Below are 19,821 nucleotides of genomic sequence, written 5' to 3'. Positions count from 1 at the left end.
ACTTCGTCGCGCCGCGCGGACCTACGTTCGCGTCGGGCGCCGCGGGGCCGTCGCCGACCCTCACTCCCCCACTCTTCATGATCATCGCCAACCTGCGCAGCGAAATGCGGTGGTTTGTCACCATCGGTGAATCCGGTCGGGTGCGCGCGCTGCGGATCGCCCGCACCCGACCGAATCCTCTTCGCATCCGAATCGGCTCGCTTGTCGCGAGCCGACCGGACGAGTTCATCGGCCGCACCCCTGCCGCGGCCCACCACGGGCATCACCGGCTCCGGCTCGACCTCGATTCCGAGGCGAGCCAGCTGCCTGCGCATCTGTTCGACCGGGTCGGCCGAATCGTGGTGGCCGCCGGGGCTCGGCGTGGTCATCGGCTCAGAAGTCGGCGGGCGCGTCGGCCTCGGCGGTCAGTACGGCGCCGATGCCCAGCTTCTCCTTGATCTTCTTCTCGATCTCGTCGCACACGTCCTTGTTCTCCAGCAGGAACTTGCGGGCGTTCTCCTTGCCCTGGCCCAGCTGATCGCCCTCGTAGGTGTACCAGGAACCGGACTTGCGGACGAAGCCGTGCTCGACGCCCATGTCGATGAGCGAGCCCTCCTTGGAGATACCGTGGCCGTAGAGGATGTCGAACTCGGCCTGCTTGAACGGCGGCGCGACCTTGTTCTTGACGACCTTCACGCGGGTACGGTTACCGACCGCGTCGGTGCCGTCCTTGAGGGTCTCGATGCGGCGCACGTCCAGGCGCACGGAGGCGTAGAACTTCAGCGCCTTACCACCGGTGGTGGTCTCGGGCGAGCCGAACATGACACCGATCTTCTCGCGCAGCTGGTTGATGAAGATGGCGGTGGTGCCGGAGTTGCTGAGCGCGCCGGTCATCTTGCGCAGCGCCTGGCTCATGAGGCGGGCCTGCAGGCCGACGTGGCTGTCGCCCATCTCGCCTTCGATTTCCGCGCGCGGCACCAGGGCGGCGACGGAGTCGATGACGAGGATGTCGATGGCGCCGGAGCGCACCAGCATGTCGGCGATCTCCAGGGCCTGCTCACCGGTATCGGGCTGGGAGACCAGCAGCGCGTCGGTGTCGACGCCCAGCTTGCGGGCGTAATCGGGGTCGAGAGCGTGCTCGGCGTCGATGAAGGCGGCGACACCGCCCGCGGCCTGGGCGTTGGCGACGGCGTGCAGCGCGACGGTGGTCTTACCCGAGGATTCCGGGCCGTAGATCTCCACGACGCGACCGCGCGGCAACCCGCCGATACCGAGCGCGACGTCGAGCGCGATGGAGCCGGTGGGGATGACAGCGATCGGCTGACGCGTCTCCTCACCGAGACGCATGACAGCGCCCTTGCCGAAGCTCTTCTCCACCTGCGCCAGTGCCAGTTCCAGCGCTTTGTCGCGATCGTAGGCCTGCGGTGCCATGATGTATGCCCCTTCTCGAGGTGAGTGTCTCTCTGGTTGGCGCCCACAGTAGAGGCCGGCACCGACAAGTTCTGGCGCCCAGGTTAGTCGAACACCCATTCGAGTCAAGCGACGCGCCCACCAACACGCGAAGCAGCCGTTCCGACCAGCAATCCGGGAGCGAAACCAGCCGTCAGCGCGGCGGCAGCACCGAGTCGTCGCCCTCGGCGCGTGGCCCGAAGATCCGCCGCTGCGACTGCTCGATGCGCACGTCGTTGATGCTGGCCTCGCGCCGAGCCATCCGCCCGTCCGCCGCGAACTCCCACTGCTCGTTGCCGTAGCTGCGCCACCACTGCCCCGACTCGTCGTGCCATTCGTACTGGAAGCGCACGGCGATGCGGTTGTCGTGGAAGGCCCACAGATCCTTGCGCAGCGCGTAGCCGTTCTCGGCCGACCATTTGCGGGTCAGGAACGCCACGATCGCGGCATGGCCGGTGAAGAATTCGTCGCGGTTGCGCCATACCGAATCCTCGGTGTACGCGGCGGCGACTCGTTCGGGGTCTCGGGTATTCCAGGCGTTTTCGGCGGCGAGCACCTTCGCGCGGGCGGAATCGAGGTCGAAGGGCGGCAGGGGTGGTCGCATGGGGAGAGTCCTTTTCGGTGTGATCAAGGGTTGTTCGGGGAGAGTTCGGGTGGTCCCCAGCGCACAGCGAGCGCACCGGGGCGTTCGATCACCTCGTCGACGGTGAAATCGACGGCGCACTGCGCACCGGCGGTGAATGCCGCCGCGTCCCAGACTAATTCGGCCCGGCCGGTGAGCTGGAGCAGCGCACCGGTCGACCAGTCGGCGACGAGCAGCCCGCACCGCGGTTGTACCGCGAGGTTGCCCAATGTCATGAACATCGAGTTGCCGCGGTAGTCCGGCCAGCGCAGCCGAGTCGGCGAAAGAACTTGCAGGAAGCCGGGATTGCCGCCGCGGTGCGAGGCGTCGGCATGCCCGGCACCGTCGGCGGTGGCGACGAAGAAGGTATCGGCGACACCGATCATCTCGACCGCGGCGGCGGTCAGCGTCGTACCGCGCCGCACCGGGCCGGCTGTTCCGAGTACGGAGGCCTCCCGAATCTGTCTGCGCGAGATGTACTTCGGACAGTTCGCGTAGACCTGCTCGGTGGTGATCCGTATCCCACCCGCGCGCACCGCCGACGTGCCGTTGACGCGCATCCGCCGCCGGCGCTGCGGTTGCAGCGCGATCAATCCGACCTCGACCTCACTCGACAGCGCCACCGCCAGCGGATCAGCACCCTCGGGCACCGTGTCGATGTCGATGGTCGCGTCGCCGACCGCGTGCACGAACCCGGCGGGACCGGTGAGCGGACTCACCCACAGGCGCCCCGCCGGATCCGCGGCGCCCAGCACCACCATCGACTGTTCGGCCAGGAAGGACGCGGCGACCGCCGGAATCCCGGTACGAATCGAGCGGCCGACCCTGGCAGCCGCCTCGGCCTGTCCCATGCGGGCCTGCACGGCCAGCTCTCCGGGGTGGAACATCCTCGTCAGAAGAATCCGCAGGTCGGGGCAGGACCGGCCGGTGCGGGTGCGGCATCGGCGCCCAGCGGGGCGAAGACCTCGAGCCGAATACCATCGGGATCAGCGAAGAAGATGCCACCGGAGGACGCCCCCTCACCGTGGGCGACCACACCGTCGTGGAAGAACTCTGCATCGAGCGCACGCAGCGTCGACTCGACGACGCGCACCGTGTCGACGTCGTCGACCTGGAACGACAGGTGATGCAGACCCGGTGTGCTGGTGGAGAATTCGCCGCTGCTCTGCTGCCACAGCGTGAGTACCAACGCACCGCCGCGGCCGAGGAAGGCCCAGCGCCGCTCGCCGTCGGCGCCGCTGCCGAGCACTTCGAAGCCGAGTCCTCGGCGATAGAAGTCGACGGAACGGTCGAGATCGGCGACGTTGAGTCCGATATGGCCGGTGGTGAGCGTAGGTGCGGCAACGGTGGTCATGGTTTCCTCCTGGAATTTTTAACCGTCTATCAATTGTTGAACAGTTAGAACATAGGATGAGTCCACCCACTTCGTCAACCCTTGAAATACTTTTAGACAGTTAGGAGGGTCGTGTTGATAACCTCGGGCATGCGCGATCCCCGTCCGCACACCGGCGAACCCCCTGCTCTCGACCTGCTCAACACTCGGTGGGCGGGCGCCGAGCCGGGCGATCTGCTCGCCGATCTCGACGGGCTGCGCACCTGGCTGGAGCTCATCGGGCTCGCCGGTCGCGTCCCCGTCGACGACCACGCCCTCACCGCGCTGCACGCCGCGCGCGCAGCCGTGCACGACGCCGTGACCCGCGCCGATCACACCGCGCTGAACCGGGTTCTCGACCACGGGCGCATCCGCCGCCAACTCACCGACGAGGGCCCCCGCGACATCCCCGAGGTCGATGACCCGGTGTGGTTACCCGGCTGGCTCGCCGCCGACAATCTGCTGCACCTGATCACCGAGGCACCGCATCGGATCCGCCAGTGCGCGCACCCCGACTGCGTGCTGTTCTTCTACGACACGTCCAAGAACGGCACCCGACGCTGGCATTCCATGGCGACCTGCGGCAATCGCACCAAGGCCGCGCGCCACTACGCCAAGAGCAGTTGAGCAGCGGTTCTCAGAACAGTTCGTCGAGCAGCCGGTAGTAGTCGAGTTTGGTGCGATCGGGTTCGGCCAGGCCGTAGGCGGTGTAGAACGCCGTGACCGCCTCCGTGCCGAAGTCCTCGGCCAGGTCGCGCTCGGCCAGTGCCAGGTCGCGATAACGATCGCCGCGACCGAGTGCCCCGACATCGATCAGCAGGCCACCGGTGAGCACATTGCCCGGCGTGAAGTCGCCGTGTGTCACGACGAGATCATCGGTGACCGGGCGCTGTTCCCGCAGTCGCGCGAGGATGAACGCGGGCGAGAGATGACGGTGATCGTCGTCGAAATCCGCTGCGTCGACAAAGCCTTCGACCACATTGCGGTGGGCCCGCGCCAGGCTGACGTCGAGACCACCGTCGAAGGGGCACTGCGCCACCGGAAGGTCGTGCAACGCACGTAAGGCCTTACCCATCTGCGTGCCGATCTCGGCGGCTTCGACCGAATCGGATTCTCCGGCAAGTGATCCGACCGCGGCATCGGCGAGCACGAGGACGTCCTCGGCGAACGCGGACACCTGCGGAACCGCGATCCCGTTGTCACGCAACCAGGTCAGCCGCTCGTACTCGGCCACCGCCCGCGGACCACGCTTGATCCAGTACCCGCCCGACCGGACAAGATTTCCGCCACGACCCTCGTGCTCCTGCGACCACACGGGCACCGGCCCGAGCAGGGTCTCGATGACCGGCGGGAGCGGCAGGGCCAGCTCGTCGAGGTGGTCGAGGGCCGCGCGGGTGGATTCGATGAGCTCGGAATCGCCGTCGACCACCCGCAGCCGCATGGCCTCCTTGAGCAGCTCACGCGCCTCCCGCGGCCGGTGCTGTTCGGCCAACGATTTGCCCAGGTGGTGGGCGGCGAAGGAGACGAGATCGGGATCGAGCGCGCGACTGGCGTGCAGGGCCCGGCGGTACAGGATCTCGGCGTGCGACGGTTCACCCTGGTACCGGTAGACATCGGCCAGATTGATCCAGACGGTGATCCGGCGCTGCTCGGAATCGGCCAGTTCGAGGGCCTGATCGAGCCGGTCGAGGGCCTCGTCGTAGCGCCCGAGCAGCATCAACGCGATGCCGAGCCTGCGCAGGCCGGGGAAATCATGGGGATCGGCGACGGCCACCCGGGCCGTGAGGGTCTCGGCGTCGACCGGGATCATCCGCAACCGCTCGTCGAACCGATACGGTCGCGTGTCCGAGTTCTGCGTTGTCACGGCCATTGCCTGATCACCACCGGTTCGGGGGGACGTCGAAGTCGACACACAACGCTCGCCACACGTCACGCGGGTCGACACCGTTGTCGATCGCCACCGCCCCCGTGTGCCCCAGTTGGGGTATCACGTGATCGGTCAGCATGGCGTCGGCGCGCGCCACGCCGAACTCGGTGTGCATCAGCTCCTGGAATTCGGTCAATCGCACGTTGCCCAAGATACTCGCGCTGGGCGAGCGCCGACAGGGCCCCGCTCAGTCCAGCAATGTTTGCGACGACCGGCGACTGTCGGCGACGGACTACCGCTTCGCGGCGTCGTGACAGACCTGAACCGGGTCCTCGACCTCCACCAGACCGGCGGCGGCGTGCCGAGCCGCTGCGGCGTAGGCGGGGTCGTCGAGCACCTGCCGCACCGCGGCGCCGACCGCCTCGGGCGTGAGCGGTCGCACGAGCACCGAACTTCCCTGCCGTACCGCACGATTGGCGAGCTCCCACTGGTCACCGCCGCCGGGGACGGTCACCACCGGCGCCCCCGCGGCCAGGGATTTGGCGAGCAGGCCGTGTCCGCCGCCGCCGACCACGACCGCGGCGTGGGTGAGCAATTCGTCTTGGCGGCCGAGGCCCGCGGTAGCCCAGTCGGGAAGTTCGGCGGGTGGGGTGTCGAGGGTCGAGATGGCAGCGCGCACACCGAGTCCGGCCAGGCTGGCCAGGACGATGTCGGCCATGTCGGCGACGCCGGTGTGCGCGGTCGAGGGCGCCACCATCACCAGCGGGGCGTCACCCGGGGGCAGTGGAAGTACCGCGTCGGTGGGTTCCCACAGCAGCGGTCCGACGACGTGGGTGTCGGCGGGCCAGTCGGGGCGGTCCATCTCCAGGGCGGGCAGGGTGGCGACCAGGCGCGCGGCGGGACCGGGATCCTCAGCGGGCAGGCCGATGGTTTCGCGAGCCGCGGAGCGCTGACGGTGGCCGGTGCGGACCGCGCGTGCGGTCATCGTGCGCAGGACACCGTCGCGCATGCGACCACGCACGCCCTCCCCCGGCGCCAGGCCACTGCCGATCGGCGGCAAGGCTTTCGACGGTAGGTAGAGCGGGTGCGGTGACAATTCGACCCACGGCAGTCCCAGTCGCTCGGCCGCCATCCCGCCGCCCGCGGTGAGGACGTCGGAGACGACCAGGTCCGGCAGCATCGCGCTGAGTTCGGGCAGGTTCTCGGTGGCGATGTGGGCGGCGCGATCGTGGATCCGGGCCCCCGCGTCGGTGTCGTCGTCCGTCGGGCGCGGCGCGAGGCCCTTGAGCCTGCGCACGCTGATCCCCGCGGAGCGGGCCTGATCGAGCCATCTCGGCCCGGTGAACAACACGGGTTCGTCCCCCGCGGCCAGCAATCGCAGACACAACGCGATCGCGGGAAACGCATGCCCTGGATCGGGCCCGGCCACCACAGCTATTCGCATCCGCCCACCCTGCCATATCCCCAGGCCGCACCCACCTCGGACAACCGAACTGCGGTTTCTGCGCTACCTTGACCGCCGCACCACAGCATCGAAACCGGCAGGAGCGATCACGTGCCACCCGACAGTCCCGACTCCACCGCGCCCGGCCGGTCGCACAGCCACTACCCCAGTGAATCCGGCAGCGGTGATCGTGTGCGGTCCGGTTCCTTCCCGGTCGAGCCAAGCGGGATCGAGGAAGCCGGTGGCTCTCCCGTCACTCCGATCGACACCGTCGACGACCTGTTCGTACTCCTCGAGCGGTGCGCCGACGCCTGGGACACCGCGGACCGCACCGGCGACCCCGTCGACATCCTCGATCACGATCGACAGTGCGCGCAACTGTTGCGCCGCGACCACCCCGACGACGAAGAACTCCAGGTCGCGGGCCTGATCCACGACATCGGCCACGTACTTGTCCCCGGCGACGACGCCGACCACGGCAGGCACGGAGCCGAAGCGGTCCGCGGCCTGCTCGGCGCACGCGTGGCACGACTGGTGGAACTCCATGTGGTCGCGAAACGCTTTCTGGCGGCGACAGATTCGACCCACGCCTGCGCATTGTCGGCGTCGAGTCGGCGCACACTGATCGCACAGGGTGGCCCGATGACCCCCACCGAGGTCGAAGCCTTCCGCGCCGACCCCGATTTCACCGCCGCGCTGGCGCTGCGCAGGGCTGACGACGCGGGCAAAGTGATCGGTTTACACGTTGCGCCCCTGCGGGATTGGCGCCCGGTCGTCGATCGCGTCGCCGCCCGCTGATCAGCCGCCGAAGGTGAACAGTTCGAAGCCGACGGCGTGTTCGGCGGGGAATCCTTGCTTGGGACCCGTGGCGAAGGTGACGATTTCGCGCACCTGCTCCTCCACCGGCACCGGGCTCAGAACCTGCAGATAACGCCGATGCGCCGACAACGACGCGCGCGCCTGCTCCAGATGAGCGCCCACATCCACCGCGTGCGTGGCGACCGGGCCGACCACGGCCGCCCAACGCGCCGACCACGGTGGCAGGTCGGCGAGTTCGGGGAAGATCCATTCGTTGCCCGCGTCGGAGATCGCGTCCATCGCCGATCGACCGACAGCCCGGTGATCGGCGCTGTTGACCACGCCCGGCGCCCAGGTGTCGCCGAAGTTGAACAGCACCACCATCTCCGGGCGATGCCTGCGCAGCGCGGCGGCCAGTTCGCGGCGCAGGGTGAGACCCTCCTCGATGCGGCCGTCGGGATGGTCGAGGAATTCGACGGTGTGCACGCCGACTTCGCGCGCTCCGGAGATCTCCTCGATCTCCCGCAGCGGCGCGGCCTGCGCGGGCGGCATCCCCGCGATCCCCGCCTCGCCGCGCGTGACGAGCAGATAGCGAATGTCCTTGCCCTGCCCCGTCCATCGCGCGACCGCCGCGGCGGCGCCGTATTCGATGTCGTCGGGATGGGCGACGATCACCAGTCCGCGCTGCCAGTCCTCGGGTACCTGTTCCACCCCGCCATGCTAACCACAGGCGACTAGCTGATCGGGGTCTTGTCGCTTCCCGACACCGCCTTGTACAGCAGGTACACACCGGTACCGATCGCCCCGATCACCAGGATGGGCATCAGCGCCTCGATCAGCGCGCCCAGAATCCAGAACGCGATCAGCGCGACCGCGACGATGCCGATAACTTTCAGAACCATGATGTGACTCCTCGCCAGCTCCGAGACCGCACTCGCGCGATCCGATATCTTCGATGCTGCCACCCCGTGGCCGAGAGATCACCAGGTCAGCACCGATATCCGGGTGTAGATCAGGGTTCACCCCGAGACCGGCGCCGCAGCGGTTACCCGGCTACCGTGTTCGGCATGGACTACTTGGCGTTGCTCTGTGCCAAGCTCACCGCCTTCGGTGAGCTCATCACTGTCGAGACCGATCTCGCCGCGCCGGTGCCGTCCTGCGGCGACTGGACCGTCTACGACCTCGTCGATCACGTCGGGCGCGGAAATCTGTGGGTGGTCACCGCGGTGGCCGAAATGCGCGGCGATTTCGAGGGCGAGCCCGCACCGAAGGATCCCGCGGCCCTGCAGGAGTGGTACGAGTCGACCGCCGACGCCCTGGCGACCTCGCTGTCCGCGGACGAGGACCAGGAGGCCTGGACCTTCACCAGGTCCATGCCGCGCACCGTCGGTTTCTGGCGTCGACGCCGCGCCCACGAGACGCTCATGCACCTGTGGGACGGTCAGAATGCCCTCGGCAAGGCCGACGCGTTCGACCCCGATCTCGCGGTCGACGGCATCGACGAGGTCTTCGAGCTGTTCGCGCCCCGGATGATCCACCGCGGCCTTGCGGTCGAACCGGAGGTGGCGCTGCGGGTCCGGGCCACCGACACCCCCAAGAGCTGGACCTACGGCCCCGGCGAGCCGGTCGCCGAACTCGCGGGCACCGCATCGGACCTGCTCCTGGCCCTGTGGGCCCGCAAGTCCGGCGTCGACCCCGAGTTCACCTGGGACGGCGACCGCGCGGGGGGCGAGCGAGTGCTGGCCGGGCCACTCGTTCCGTAGGCAAACGACTGACGGCAAGCCGGACAAGCGTCCATAATCGGGGCTCACTGCGCGTAGGAGGACTTTCATGGAACCCATCGTCACGATCACGAGCGGCGCGATACGCGGCTACACCGAGGCAGGCGTCACCCGCTTTCTCGGCGTGCCGTTCGCGGCGGCGCCGGTCGGGCCGAAACGATTCCAGCTGCCCGAGGCCGCACCGGCCTGGGAAGGCGTGCGAGAGGCGACCGAGATGGGCGCCACCTGCGCGCAGACGCCGTATCCCGCACCGATCCACGCCCTGCTCGGCAGCGACTACATCCCCGGCGACGAGTACCTCAACGCGAATATCTGGACGCCCGACCCTGCCGCCTCGGGTCTCCCGGTGCTGGTGTGGATTCACGGCGGCGCGTTCGTCCGTGGGTCCAACGCACGCGCGATCTACAACGGGACGGCCTTCGCCCGAGACGGTGTGGTCATGGTGGGGATCAACTATCGCCTCGGGGTGTCGGGATTCGCCGAGATCGAGGGCGCGCCGTCGAATCGTGGACTGCACGACCAGATCTTCGCCTTGCGCTGGGTGCGCGAGAACATCGCCGCGTTCGGTGGCGATCCCGACAACGTGACGATCTTCGGTGAGTCCGCGGGCGCGATGAGTGTGGCGGCGTTGATCGCCGCACCGCAGACGACCGGACTGTTCCGCCGCGCGATCATGCAGAGCGGCAACGGCGCGGTCGCCGCCGACGCCGAGGACGCGCGCAAGGTGTCCGCCGCACTCGCCGCCGAACTGGGAATCTCGCCCACCGCACAAGACTTCGGCACACTCGGCCCCGATGAGCTGCGCACCGCGCAGAACGCCGTCGCGCTGGCCCTGATGACCGATCCCGATCCGCAGCGGTGGGGCCGATCGGTGATCCAACTGGGCGGCGGCATCATGAGCCTGTTCCCGGTGATCGACAACGACATCGTGGAAGGCCCACCGACCGAGGTTCTTCTCGCACACCCGGACCGCGCGGTCCCCCTCATCGCGGGCACCACCTCCGACGAGTTCCGCTTCTTCACCGTCCCCGCAGGGCTCGCCGCCGCCATCACCGCCGACACGCTGCCCTTCGTCCTCACCCGCTACGGCATCGATCCCGCGGTCGCCCAGACGTATTCGACCGAGCGTCCCGATGCCACCCCCGCCGAGATCTTCAACGCCATCCTCACCGACATGAGTTTCCGCGCGGGCACCTACGACTTCGCCGAAGCGAGCGCCGCCACCGTCTCCACCCACGTCTACGAATTCGCCTGGCCCACAACCCTTCCCGGGCTCGGAGCCTGCCACGTGCTGGAAATCCCGTTCGTCTTCGACACCATCGACGAGGCACACTCCCTCACCGGCCCCACCCCGCCGCAGTCGCTTGCCGACGAAATGCACGCCGCGTGGGTCGCTTTCGCCACCGACGGCACCATCGATTGGGCCCCGTTCACCGCCGACGAGAAGAGCGTCCGCATCTTCGACGTCCCCGAATCAGCCACCGTCACCGACCCCCGCGCCGCGGAGCTCGCGGCCCTGCGTCAGGCCGTCGCCCCAGCCTGACCTCCGATCGGCACGCCGCGTCCTCGACCGGCGTGCCGATCGACATGGGGCGTGTCCGAGGGGTCCTAGCGGGCGGAATCCTTTCCGCCGGAGAACAAGTCGGTGCCCTGGTCTGCCATTTCGGTGAGAGCCTGGGCCCAACCGTCGAGGCGGTCGGCGGCTTCGCGCAGGTCGGCGACGATGCCGTTGAACTGGTAGGCGAGCACCGAGTCTTCCGGGACCGCGAGAATGCGGGCCGCGGCGGCGACCAGTTGTTCGTATTCGATCACGCCGGTTTCCAGGCGGGCGAGCACGCCGACGACGGTGGATTTCAGTGCCGCCACGGTGTCGGGGTTGGCGCGGCCGACGGTGTCGGCGGCCTGTTCCATCGCGATCACGTCGGCGGCGAGCGCGTGCAGGGCGCCCGCGCCGGAGCGGGCCGTCTCGAGCAGGTCGCGCAGTTCGTCTTCGGGGAGTCGGCGGGTGCGCGCGATCTGGGCGCCGAGGTCGTAGAGCGCCCGTTCGGCGCGGATCAGGCGCTGGATGGGAGCCCGCGCGGCCGAGCGCAGGCCGGGCGACTTGCGGGCGACGAACGCCGCCTGAGGCAGGGGTTTGCCACGCATCTCCAGATACCGGCGCGCGGTGAGCGCGGTTCCGGTGACGAAGGCGACGGCGCCACCGCCGATCACCACGACCGCCCAGGCGGGCGCCGAGATCACGGCCAGCCCGACCGCGCCGACCGTGGTGATGCCGGACACGGTGCCCAGCTGGAAACTGCGCCTGCGCACCCGGCGCCGGCGGCGCAATTCACGTTCACGCGGGTCGGCCCAGCGCCGCACCGCGACCAGGGCCTGCTCACCGACCCCACGCAGGGTGGCGGGCACCGAGCCCGCCATGGCGGCCTGCGTGATCGCCGCCGGTTCCACGATCTCGGCACGTTCGCGCCGTAGTTTCCCGCTCATCGGTGTCCTTCCCCCGGGTGCCGGTCGTCGCGGAAACCGTTGATGGCGCGGCCACCGGGCGTCACCGCCGGGTTTCCGCGCCCTCGCCGGACTCCACGTACTACTTACTGCTGAGCCGCTTGGCCCTTGTTGATGTTCGGCGCCGGTGCGGCCTGAGGCTGCGCCGGGTCGATCGCCGCGTTATTGTTGCCGGTGGGCAACGCGTCACCGCGCATGGAGGCGCGGATCTGCTCGAGCTTGCTGTGCCCGGCCATCTGGACGCTGGCCTGCTGCACCTCCATCATGCGACCCTGCACCGTGTTCTGCGCCAGCTCGGCCGAACCGAGCGCGTTGGCGTAGCGACGCTCGATCTTGTCGCGCACGGCGTCCAGGCTGGGCGTGGAGCCCGGCGCGGACAGGGTGGAGTCCATCTGCTGCAGCGAGGCCGAGACCTGCTCCTGCATCTTGGCCTGCTCGAGCTGGCTGAGCAGCTTGGTGCGCTCGGCGACCTTCTGCTGCAACATCATCGCGTTCTGCTCGACCGCCTTCTTGGCCTGTGCGGCGGCCTGCAGGGACTGATCGTGCAACACCTTGAGGTCTTCCACCGACTGCTCGGCGGTGACCAACTGGGCGGCGAACGCCTCGGCGGCGTTGGTGTACTGGATCGCCTTCTCGGTGTCGCCCGCCGCCTGCGCCTGATCGGCCAGGGTGACGGCCTGACGGGCGTTGGCGTTGAGCTTCTCGACCTCGTCGAGCTGGCGGTTCAGCTTCATCTCCAGCTGACGCTGGTTACCGATCACCGATGCCGCCTGCTGCGACAGCGCCTGATGCTGACGCTGCGCCTCCTCGATAGCCTGCTGAATCTGGACCTTCGGATCCGCATGCTCTTCGATCTTGGAGTCGAAGAGGGCCATCATGTACTTCCAGGCCTTCACGAACGGATTAGCCATCGATTGATCCCGCCTCCATCTGTGCGTCGCTCGTGCGACTGGTGGTACGCGACCGTCACGCACCAGATACGTGCTCATCCTTCACCATGCGGCACCCGAACCGGAATGACCGGACCGATCGACGCCTGATGAGAATCTATCCGTTCTCATCAGCGGTGTGCAGCGTCTCGCGCGCCGGGCGCAGGATTCGCCGCGTCACATTCCCTTCACCAGTACCAGCATCTCGGCCCTGGGGGCCGGGATGACGATGCGGGTGTCTTCGGCGATGCCGATGCGCGCGCCCTGCTCGGCCGCCGCGCTCGCGGAGGCGGATGCCTCGCCCGCGGCGGGTTCGGGCAGGGTGGCAGGCTCGGCCTCGGTCGGCTCGCGCTCGGCGGCGGGGCCGGTCAGCGCGGGTTCGCGCGGCGCGGAGCCGTCGGCGCCCGCCATCAGGGTGCTCACGTCCCACAGCACGCGCGAGAGCGGCACGTCGAGTGCCTCGCAGATGCTGGCGAGCAGTTCACTGGAGGCTTCCTTGCGGCCGCGCTCCACTTCCGACAGATAGCCGAGGCTCACGCGCGCGGAGGTCGACACCTCGCGCAGCGTTCGATGCTGGGCGAGACGCGCACGCCGCAGACTGTCCCCGATTGCCTCCCGCAGCAGCGTCATCTCGTTCTCCTCCACCTCGTGTCACCGCCGTAGCGGTGCTCACCTCTTTCTGGCACAACGTCGAGCATGGACCGGTGGTTCCCGAACCGACCTACTTCACACTGACACAGCGAAGCAACTCACGCACTGCACTGTGCACAGCGCCGAGTCTGATCGTCCACCGGTCACCGTGCAGTTTCAACCGAACCACTTCGCTGTGACGTGGACCGGCCAACCCGAGGTATACCGTGCCGACGGGATGCCCGTCCTGGGAATCGGGTCCGGCGACCCCGGTCAATCCGACACCCCAGTCCGCGCCGCACTGCGCCCGCGCCCCCACAGCGAGTTGTTCAGCGGTCGAGGCGGCAACCGGACCGTCGGTGCGAAGGAGGTGGTCGTCGACGCGGGCAAGGCGACTCTTGAGGTCGGTGGCGTAGACGATCAACCCGCCCCGCAGCACCGCGCTGGCACCGGGAACTCCCGCCACCGTGGCGGCCAGCAGACCCGCGGTGAGCGATTCGGCCGTGGCGACGGTCTGACCCGCCGCGTTCAGGGCCCTGACCAGTTCGGCGACCGGCGCACCGCCGACGAGCGGATCACTCACGCGCGCGACCGTCCACCCGCCAGCCACACTCTGGTCGCCTGCCCCACGTAATCCAGGCCGGTGATCACCGTCAGCGCCACGGCCAGATACATCAGCCACATGCCCGCGGTGGCGAACACACCCGACAGCGGCAGCACCAGCAGCGCGATCGCCACGGACTGCACCAGCGTCTTCAGCTTGCCGCCACGACCGGCCGGGATCACCCCGCGCCGCACCACCACCAGCCGCAGCAGCGTGATGCCGATTTCGCGGCCGCAGACGACCACGGTGATCCACCACGGCAGATCGCCGAGTACCGAGAGCCCGATCAGCGCCGATCCGATCAGCGCCTTGTCCGCGATGGGGTCGGCGAGCTTGCCGAAATCGGTGACCAACCCGTATTTGCGCGCCAGTTGCCCGTCGAAGCGGTCGGTGATCGCGGCCAGGCCGAAGACCGCCGCGGCGATGACTCGCCAGCGGGTGTCGTGCCCGCCCTCGGCGAACAACGCCAGCACGAACAGCGGCACCAATACGATGCGCGCGATGGTCAACACATTGGCGATATTGAGCAGCGGAACCTGAGTCTCCGGCACCGCGTGCATCGGTGTCGCCGCACTCGACCCACGATCGATCTCTTCGGGTCGCACGCTCATGCCCTGTCCTCGTGGCATGACCGGGCGCCTTCCGTGGCCACGCGAGCTACCGCCTCCAGGCGCTGACCGTTCATGCGCTGCCCTCTCGGCATTCACCGGCACTGCGCCGAAATCCAACGGTTTCGCGAGCTGTTTGCTCGCACGATCGGTGCCACGCGATCCGGTCGTCGAGCCCGGCGCGATGCGAGGAGCGGAACGACAGGATGTGCGGCACACGTTCAGACTATCGGTAACCGGTCCGACTACTCTGCACCCATGACCTCACGGGGACCCTCGAGCAGTCCGACCAGCGAAGCGCATGCTGTCGCGCCCACTGTGGCGCCTGTTTCCGGCGTGGTCGTGCGACGAGCGCGAACCTCCGATGTCCCCGAGATCAAGCGCCTGGTCGACGAGTACGCCGGCCGCATCCTGCTGGAGAAGAACCTGGTCACGCTGTACGAATCGGTGCAGGAATTCTGGGTCGCCGAGCTCGACGGACAGGTCGTGGGCTGTGGCGCGTTGCACGTGCTGTGGGCCGATCTGGGCGAAGTTCGCACTGTCGCAGTGGATCCCGTCGTCAAGGGCCGCGGCGTCGGCGGCGCGGTGGTCGAGCACCTGGTCACCGTCGCCCGCGAACTGCAGTTGCAGCGTGTGTTCGTGCTCACTTTCGAGGTGGACTTCTTCGGCAGGCACGGGTTCGTCGAGATCGACGGCACGCCCGTCACCGCCGAGGTGTACGCGGAGATGTGCCGCTCCTACGACACCGGTGTCGCCGAATTCCTCGACCTCAGCTTCGTCAAGCCCAACACCCTCGGCAACACCCGCATGCTGCTCACCCTCTAGAGAATCCATCGCGAGAAAGTGATCGACTGTGCCGATCTTCGCTGTCCACTACACCTACTCCGAGTCCACCGCGACCGACCGCGCGACCAACCGACCCGAGCACCGCGGCTGGTTGAACGCTCTGGTCGACGCGGGCACGGTGCTCAGTAGCGGCCCCTACCCCGACGGTACGGGCGCACTGCTGCTGTTCCGCGCCGACGACGGGCCCTCGCTGACCGATCTGCTGAGCAACGACCCGTTCGCGAAGCTCGGCCTGATCGATGCCGTCCGCGTGGTCGAGTGGCTGCCGGTGATGGGCGCCTTCGCCGAATAGTCGAGCCACACAGACAACACTGCCCGGAACCCCAGCGGTTCCGGGCAGCGTCGTTGTCGGTCGTGTCAGGCGTTGGTGTGGCGGGTGCGCAGCAAGCTCGCCACCGTCGCGATGACCAGAATGCCGATGATCACGCTCAATGAGACCGCCGTGGAGATCTCCGGGACGCTCACGTGCTCACCGCCGTTGATGAACGACAGCGTGTTCTCGTGCAGCGCGTGCAGCACCAGCTTCACGCCGATGAACGCCAGGATCGCGGCCAGGCCGTAGGACAGGTACACCAGGCGGTCGAGCAGCCCACCGATGAGGAAGTACAGCTGGCGCAGACCCATCAACGCGAAGGCGTTGGCGGTGAACACCAGGTACGGCTCTTCGGTGAGACCGTAGATCGCCGGAATCGAGTCCAGCGCGAACAGCAGGTCGGCGAAACCGATGGCCAGCAGCGCGAGCAGCAGCGGGGTCACCACGCGTTTGCCGTCGATCCGGGTGATGAGCTTGTCGCCGTCGTACTCGTCGGTGGTGGGCAGGACCCGTTTGGCCAGCGAGACGATGTAGCTGTCGCGTTTCTGCTCGTGTTCGGCCTCGTGCCCGCTCTCGCGCAGCAGGTTGATCGCGGTGTAGATCAGGAACGCGCCGAACAGGTAGAACACCCAGCTGTAGGCGCTGATCGCGGCCGCACCGACCGCGATGAACACACCGCGCATCGCCAGCGCCAGCACGATGCCGATCAGCAGCACCTTCTGCTGGTAGATCCGTGGCACGGCGAAGGTGCTCATGATGATGAGGAAGATGAACAGGTTGTCGACCGAGAGCGCTTTCTCGGTGACGAAGCCCGCGTAGTACTCCCCCGAGAATGTGCCGCCCCATTTCCAGGCGACGAACAGGCCGAACAGCAGCGCCAAACTGATGTAGACGGCTGACCAGATGCCCGATTCCTTGAAGGTGGGCTCGTGCGGGGTGCGCACGTGGGCGTAGAAGTCGAAGACGAACAGGCCGAGGATCACCAGTCCGGTGATCACCCACTCGAGCGTGGTCACCTGCATGTGGTGGTCCGATCGATGAAGTTCATGTCGTCCATCATGCCCGAATTGTCCGTTTCAGTTGGCTTGCAGAACGATTGCCCGCCATGATTTCACACACATCGGCGGCAGCGCACATGCCGCGCACACAAAAAAGCCCTATCGCCGCGTCCACGCCCGCTGCTACCGTCACCGCATCACCCGACGACACAGACCCGAGAGGAGCGAGCCGTGAACGAATCCACCGCGCAGATCAAGCGCCGAACCGCGATGCACCGGCTCTGCCCCGGTGTACTGATGTCGGGTACCCGCCTCGCGCGCGCCCGCTTCACCGCCTGAACAGGCGATCGCCGCCCGATCCACCTCCGGGCCTTTCGATGACCACGAGCCGTGCCAGGTCCCTCCTCGTTCGTCGCCGCCTGCTTCCGGCACGGTCAGAGCAAACCGGGAACGGCGTTACTCGTCGTCGGACGCACCCGGATCGCCGCCACGAATCGACCACAGTAAACCGTCCAGCTCATCGGGTTTGATCAACACGTCGCGGGCCTTGGAGCCCTCGCTGGGACCGACCACACCGCGGGTTTCCATCAGATCCATCAACCGGCCCGCCTTGGCGAAGCCGACCCGCAGCTTACGTTGCAGCATCGAGGTGGACCCGAACTGTGAGGTGACCACCAGCTCCACGGCCTGCAGCAACACGTCCATGTCGTCGCCGATATCGGGGTCGACGTCCTTGACCTCGCCGGCCTTGGCCGCGGTGACGCCCTCCTGGTATTCGGGTTCGGCCTGGGTCTTGCTGAACTCGACAACGGCCTGGATCTCCTCGTCGGAGATGAACGCGCCCTGTAGACGGGTCGGCTTGCCCTGACCCATCGGCAGGAACAGACCGTCGCCCATGCCGATGAGTTTCTCGGCACCCGGCTGGTCCAGGATGACGCGCGAGTCGGTGAGCGAGGAGGTGGCGAACGCCAGCCGCGAGGGCACATTGGTCTTGATCAGACCGGTCACCACGTCCACCGAGGGGCGCTGGGTGGCCAGCACCAGGTGGATACCGGCGGCCCGCGCCTTCTGGGTGATCCGCACGATCGCGTCCTCGACATCGCGCGGGGCGGTCATCATCAGGTCGGCGAGCTCGTCGACGATGGCCAGGATGTAGGGGTAGGGCCGGTAGACGCGCTCACTGCCCAGCGGGGCCGTGATCTTGCCCGATCGCACATTCTTGTTGAAGTCGTCGATGTGGCGGACCTTGTTGGCCTGCATGTCCTGGTAGCGCTGTTCCATCTCCTCGACCAGCCAGGCCAGCGCGGCGGCGGCCTTCTTCGGCTGGGTGATGATGGGCGTGATCAGGTGCGGAATGCCCTCGTACGGCGTGAGTTCCACCATCTTCGGGTCGATCAGGATCATCCTGACCTCTTCGGGGGTGGCCCGGTGCAGCAGCGAGATCAGCATCGAGTTCACGAAGCTCGACTTACCCGAGCCGGTGGAACCGGCTACCAACAGGTGCGGCATCTTGGCCAGGTTCGCCGAGACGAACTCGCCCTCGATGTTCTTGCCGAGACCGATCACCAGCGGATGGTGGTCGTTGCGGGTGTGCGGCGACTTCAGCACGTCGGCCAGGCGCACCAATTCGCGGTCGGCGTTGGGCACCTCGATGCCGACGGCCGATTTGCCGGGGATGGGCGCGAGCAGGCGCACGTTCTCGGTGGCGACGGCGTAGGCCAGGTTGCGGGCCAGCGCGGTGATTTTCTCGACCTTGACGCCGGGACCGAGTTCCACCTCGTAGCGGGTGACCGTCGGGCCGCGCACGAAGCCGGTGACCGCGGCGTCGATCTTGAACTGCACCAGCACCTCGGTGATCGCCTCGATCATCGATTCGTTGGCCGCCGAACGCTTCTTGGGCGGATCGCCGTCGAGCAGCAGGGTGAGCGGGGGCAGCGTGTAATCGCCGTCGACGACGCGGTCGGTGACGAACTCCGGTTCCGGTGGCGGCGGCGGGGTCTGGTCGACCGGCTTGACCACCGGACGCTTGCGCGCCGGTTTCGGCGCGGGCGCCGGCGGTTCCTCGATCGGCTTGGCATCGCGCAGCGGCGGTTCGCCCAGCGACTCGGTGACCGCGTCGGAGCCGCTGAACTCCTCGGGTGAGTAGTTGTCGTCGGGGTTGCCGCCGCGGCGACGGGTTCGGTTGCGGTGCACCGGGAATCCGTCGGCGTCGTAGTTGGCCGGATCGTAGGGGTCGCTGTCGTCGGCGTATTCGCCGAGACCGAAGTATTCGCGCAGCTTGGTGGGCACCTCGCGCACCGTGGTTCCGGTGAGCAGCAGCACGCCGAACATCATGGCCAGCAACAGGATCGGCAGCGCGAGCCAGGGCGTGAGGCCCTGGCCGAGCGGTCCACCGATCGCGTATCCCAACGCGCCCGCCGCCGTGGAGCGGCCGTCCGCATCGGTCGGGGACCCGGCCGCCAGATGCCACACACCCAGCGCGGGCAGCACCACGAGCAGCCCACCGAGGACCAGCCGCGGCCGGATCTCCGGATGCGGTTCGGTGCGCATCAATACCACCGCGAGCGCGACCAGCAGAATCGGCGCGAGCACGGCCGCCGAACCGGCGATCGCCCGCACGACGTCTTCGAGGAAACGGCCGACCGGTCCGCCCGCCGAGAGCCACATCGCGGCGGCGATGATCGCGCTCAACGCGATGAGTGCCAAGCCGATGCCGTCGCGACGGTGCCCGTGGTCCAGTTCGCCTGCCCGGCTCAGCGTGCGCGTGGTGGCGCCGACCCCGCGCGCCAGCATGGTCCAGCTACTGCCGATGCCGCGGCTGATCACGGCCAGCGGGGCGGTGTTGGAGGCGCGTTTGACCGGCCTGCGCACGGGTGTGGTGCGCCCACGTGGAGCCGCCGTCGCTCGCGGGGTCGCCGAACGAGACCGCGCCGCCGGCGTCTGCCCCCTGGTCGATCCCGCCCGCGCACGAGAGGTCGTGGTGCTGCGGGACTTACCTGCCATGACCTCAGGCTAGCCGCTCGAGCACCTCCGAGACCATCCGCAACACTGGTCCCACCCCGCTCGCCGGGGTGATCCA

22 protein-coding genes are annotated in these 19,821 nt (G+C 68.0%); 6 read left to right on the top strand and 16 right to left on the bottom strand.

Translation table 11 applies throughout. From position 1 onward, the window contains the following. Window positions 1–372: 372 nt before the first annotated feature. From recA to IBJ82_RS02455, 4 genes are all read right to left on the bottom strand, one after another. On the bottom strand, window positions 373–1,410 hold the full coding sequence (recA, locus tag IBJ82_RS02470) for a recombinase RecA (protein ID WP_194824307.1): 1,038 nt from the start codon (window positions 1,408–1,410) through the stop codon (window positions 373–375). A 172-nt stretch (window positions 1,411–1,582) separates the two neighbouring features. Then, on the bottom strand, window positions 1,583–2,032 hold the full coding sequence (locus IBJ82_RS02465) for a nuclear transport factor 2 family protein (protein ID WP_194824306.1): 450 nt from the start codon (window positions 2,030–2,032) through the stop codon (window positions 1,583–1,585). A 23-nt stretch (window positions 2,033–2,055) separates the two neighbouring features. Next, complete coding sequence (locus tag IBJ82_RS02460; protein ID WP_194824305.1) at window positions 2,056–2,937, bottom strand: pyridoxamine 5'-phosphate oxidase family protein; 882 nt, start codon at window positions 2,935–2,937, stop codon at window positions 2,056–2,058. A gap of 5 nt (window positions 2,938–2,942) precedes the next feature. Beyond that, the gene (locus IBJ82_RS02455) at window positions 2,943–3,404 is read right to left on the bottom strand and encodes a VOC family protein (protein WP_194824304.1); all 462 of its coding nucleotides are present in this window, start codon (window positions 3,402–3,404) and stop codon (window positions 2,943–2,945) included. Between the two features lie 129 nt (window positions 3,405–3,533). On the opposite strand from IBJ82_RS02455, the gene IBJ82_RS02450 reads away from it, so the two are divergent. Beyond that, window positions 3,534–4,049, top strand: a complete 516-nt coding sequence (locus IBJ82_RS02450) for a CGNR zinc finger domain-containing protein (protein ID WP_194825130.1) — start codon at window positions 3,534–3,536, stop codon at window positions 4,047–4,049. A gap of 10 nt (window positions 4,050–4,059) precedes the next feature. Here the strand turns inward: IBJ82_RS02450 and IBJ82_RS02445 are convergent, their stop codons facing one another. From IBJ82_RS02445 to IBJ82_RS02435, 3 genes are all read right to left on the bottom strand, one after another. Continuing rightward, a complete protein-coding gene (locus IBJ82_RS02445; RefSeq protein ID WP_194824303.1) occupies window positions 4,060–5,292 on the bottom strand; it encodes a phosphotransferase in 1,233 nt (410 codons plus the stop codon). 7 nt (window positions 5,293–5,299) lie between these two features. Beyond that, window positions 5,300–5,491, bottom strand: coding sequence for a DUF3046 domain-containing protein (locus tag IBJ82_RS02440; protein ID WP_194824302.1), 192 nt, complete (start codon window positions 5,489–5,491; stop codon window positions 5,300–5,302). Between the two features lie 90 nt (window positions 5,492–5,581). Then, window positions 5,582–6,733, bottom strand: coding sequence for a glycosyltransferase (locus IBJ82_RS02435; protein WP_194824301.1), 1,152 nt, complete (start codon window positions 6,731–6,733; stop codon window positions 5,582–5,584). Between the two features lie 111 nt (window positions 6,734–6,844). Here IBJ82_RS02435 and IBJ82_RS02430 point away from each other — a divergent pair, with 111 nt between their 5' ends. Next, window positions 6,845–7,531 (top strand): HD domain-containing protein, encoded by a 687-nt coding sequence (locus tag IBJ82_RS02430; RefSeq protein ID WP_370585113.1) that lies wholly within the window; start codon window positions 6,845–6,847, stop codon window positions 7,529–7,531. Here IBJ82_RS02430 and IBJ82_RS02425 read toward each other — a convergent pair whose 3' ends face one another. Then, a complete protein-coding gene (locus tag IBJ82_RS02425; protein ID WP_194824300.1) occupies window positions 7,532–8,242 on the bottom strand; it encodes a PIG-L deacetylase family protein in 711 nt (236 codons plus the stop codon). It abuts the gene before it with no gap. Window positions 8,243–8,265: 23 nt separating this feature from the next. Then, window positions 8,266–8,433, bottom strand: coding sequence for a hypothetical protein (locus tag IBJ82_RS02420; protein WP_194824299.1), 168 nt, complete (start codon window positions 8,431–8,433; stop codon window positions 8,266–8,268). A 165-nt stretch (window positions 8,434–8,598) separates the two neighbouring features. Here IBJ82_RS02420 and IBJ82_RS02415 point away from each other — a divergent pair, with 165 nt between their 5' ends. Further along, on the top strand, window positions 8,599–9,294 hold the full coding sequence (locus tag IBJ82_RS02415; protein ID WP_194824298.1) for a maleylpyruvate isomerase family mycothiol-dependent enzyme: 696 nt from the start codon (window positions 8,599–8,601) through the stop codon (window positions 9,292–9,294). A 67-nt stretch (window positions 9,295–9,361) separates the two neighbouring features. Then, window positions 9,362–10,855, top strand: coding sequence for a carboxylesterase/lipase family protein (locus IBJ82_RS02410; protein WP_194824297.1), 1,494 nt, complete (start codon window positions 9,362–9,364; stop codon window positions 10,853–10,855). A gap of 65 nt (window positions 10,856–10,920) precedes the next feature. On the opposite strand, the gene IBJ82_RS02405 is transcribed toward IBJ82_RS02410, so the two are convergent. The 5 genes from IBJ82_RS02405 to pgsA form a co-directional block, all read right to left on the bottom strand. Continuing rightward, window positions 10,921–11,796 carry a hypothetical protein gene (locus IBJ82_RS02405; protein WP_228536397.1) on the bottom strand — a complete coding sequence of 292 codons (876 nt, stop codon included), beginning with the start codon at window positions 11,794–11,796 and terminating at the stop codon, window positions 10,921–10,923. A 104-nt stretch (window positions 11,797–11,900) separates the two neighbouring features. Then, window positions 11,901–12,725, bottom strand: a complete 825-nt coding sequence (pspA, locus tag IBJ82_RS02400; RefSeq protein WP_056811431.1) for a phage shock protein PspA — start codon at window positions 12,723–12,725, stop codon at window positions 11,901–11,903. 195 nt (window positions 12,726–12,920) lie between these two features. Then, window positions 12,921–13,373, bottom strand: coding sequence for a helix-turn-helix domain-containing protein (locus IBJ82_RS02395; protein WP_063004535.1), 453 nt, complete (start codon window positions 13,371–13,373; stop codon window positions 12,921–12,923). 91 nt (window positions 13,374–13,464) lie between these two features. Continuing rightward, window positions 13,465–13,956, bottom strand: a complete 492-nt coding sequence (locus IBJ82_RS02390; RefSeq protein WP_194824296.1) for a CinA family protein — start codon at window positions 13,954–13,956, stop codon at window positions 13,465–13,467. Continuing rightward, window positions 13,953–14,588 carry a CDP-diacylglycerol--glycerol-3-phosphate 3-phosphatidyltransferase gene (gene pgsA / locus IBJ82_RS02385; RefSeq protein WP_194824295.1) on the bottom strand — a complete coding sequence of 212 codons (636 nt, stop codon included), beginning with the start codon at window positions 14,586–14,588 and terminating at the stop codon, window positions 13,953–13,955. The genes IBJ82_RS02390 and pgsA overlap by 4 nt, the downstream gene beginning before the upstream one ends. Window positions 14,589–14,843: 255 nt before the next feature. Here pgsA and IBJ82_RS02380 point away from each other — a divergent pair, with 255 nt between their 5' ends. Both IBJ82_RS02380 and IBJ82_RS02375 read left to right on the top strand, forming a co-directional pair. Beyond that, window positions 14,844–15,410, top strand: a complete 567-nt coding sequence (locus tag IBJ82_RS02380; protein WP_131816631.1) for an amino-acid N-acetyltransferase — start codon at window positions 14,844–14,846, stop codon at window positions 15,408–15,410. 28 nt (window positions 15,411–15,438) lie between these two features. Further along, on the top strand, window positions 15,439–15,723 hold the full coding sequence (locus IBJ82_RS02375) for a YciI family protein (protein ID WP_194824294.1): 285 nt from the start codon (window positions 15,439–15,441) through the stop codon (window positions 15,721–15,723). A 65-nt stretch (window positions 15,724–15,788) separates the two neighbouring features. Here IBJ82_RS02375 and IBJ82_RS02370 read toward each other — a convergent pair whose 3' ends face one another. After that, window positions 15,789–16,766, bottom strand: coding sequence for a TerC family protein (locus IBJ82_RS02370; protein WP_194824293.1), 978 nt, complete (start codon window positions 16,764–16,766; stop codon window positions 15,789–15,791). Between the two features lie 432 nt (window positions 16,767–17,198). Continuing rightward, complete coding sequence (locus IBJ82_RS02365; RefSeq protein WP_194824292.1) at window positions 17,199–19,745, bottom strand: DNA translocase FtsK; 2,547 nt, start codon at window positions 19,743–19,745, stop codon at window positions 17,199–17,201. Window positions 19,746–19,821 lie beyond the last annotated feature (76 nt).

This window comes from Nocardia sp. XZ_19_231 (genome assembly GCF_015355705.1).
Taxonomy (GTDB): Bacteria; Actinomycetota; Actinomycetes; order Mycobacteriales; family Mycobacteriaceae; genus Nocardia; species Nocardia salmonicida.
Note: the sequence above shows the minus strand (reverse complement) of the source record. Positions and strands in the feature narration are given on the sequence as shown.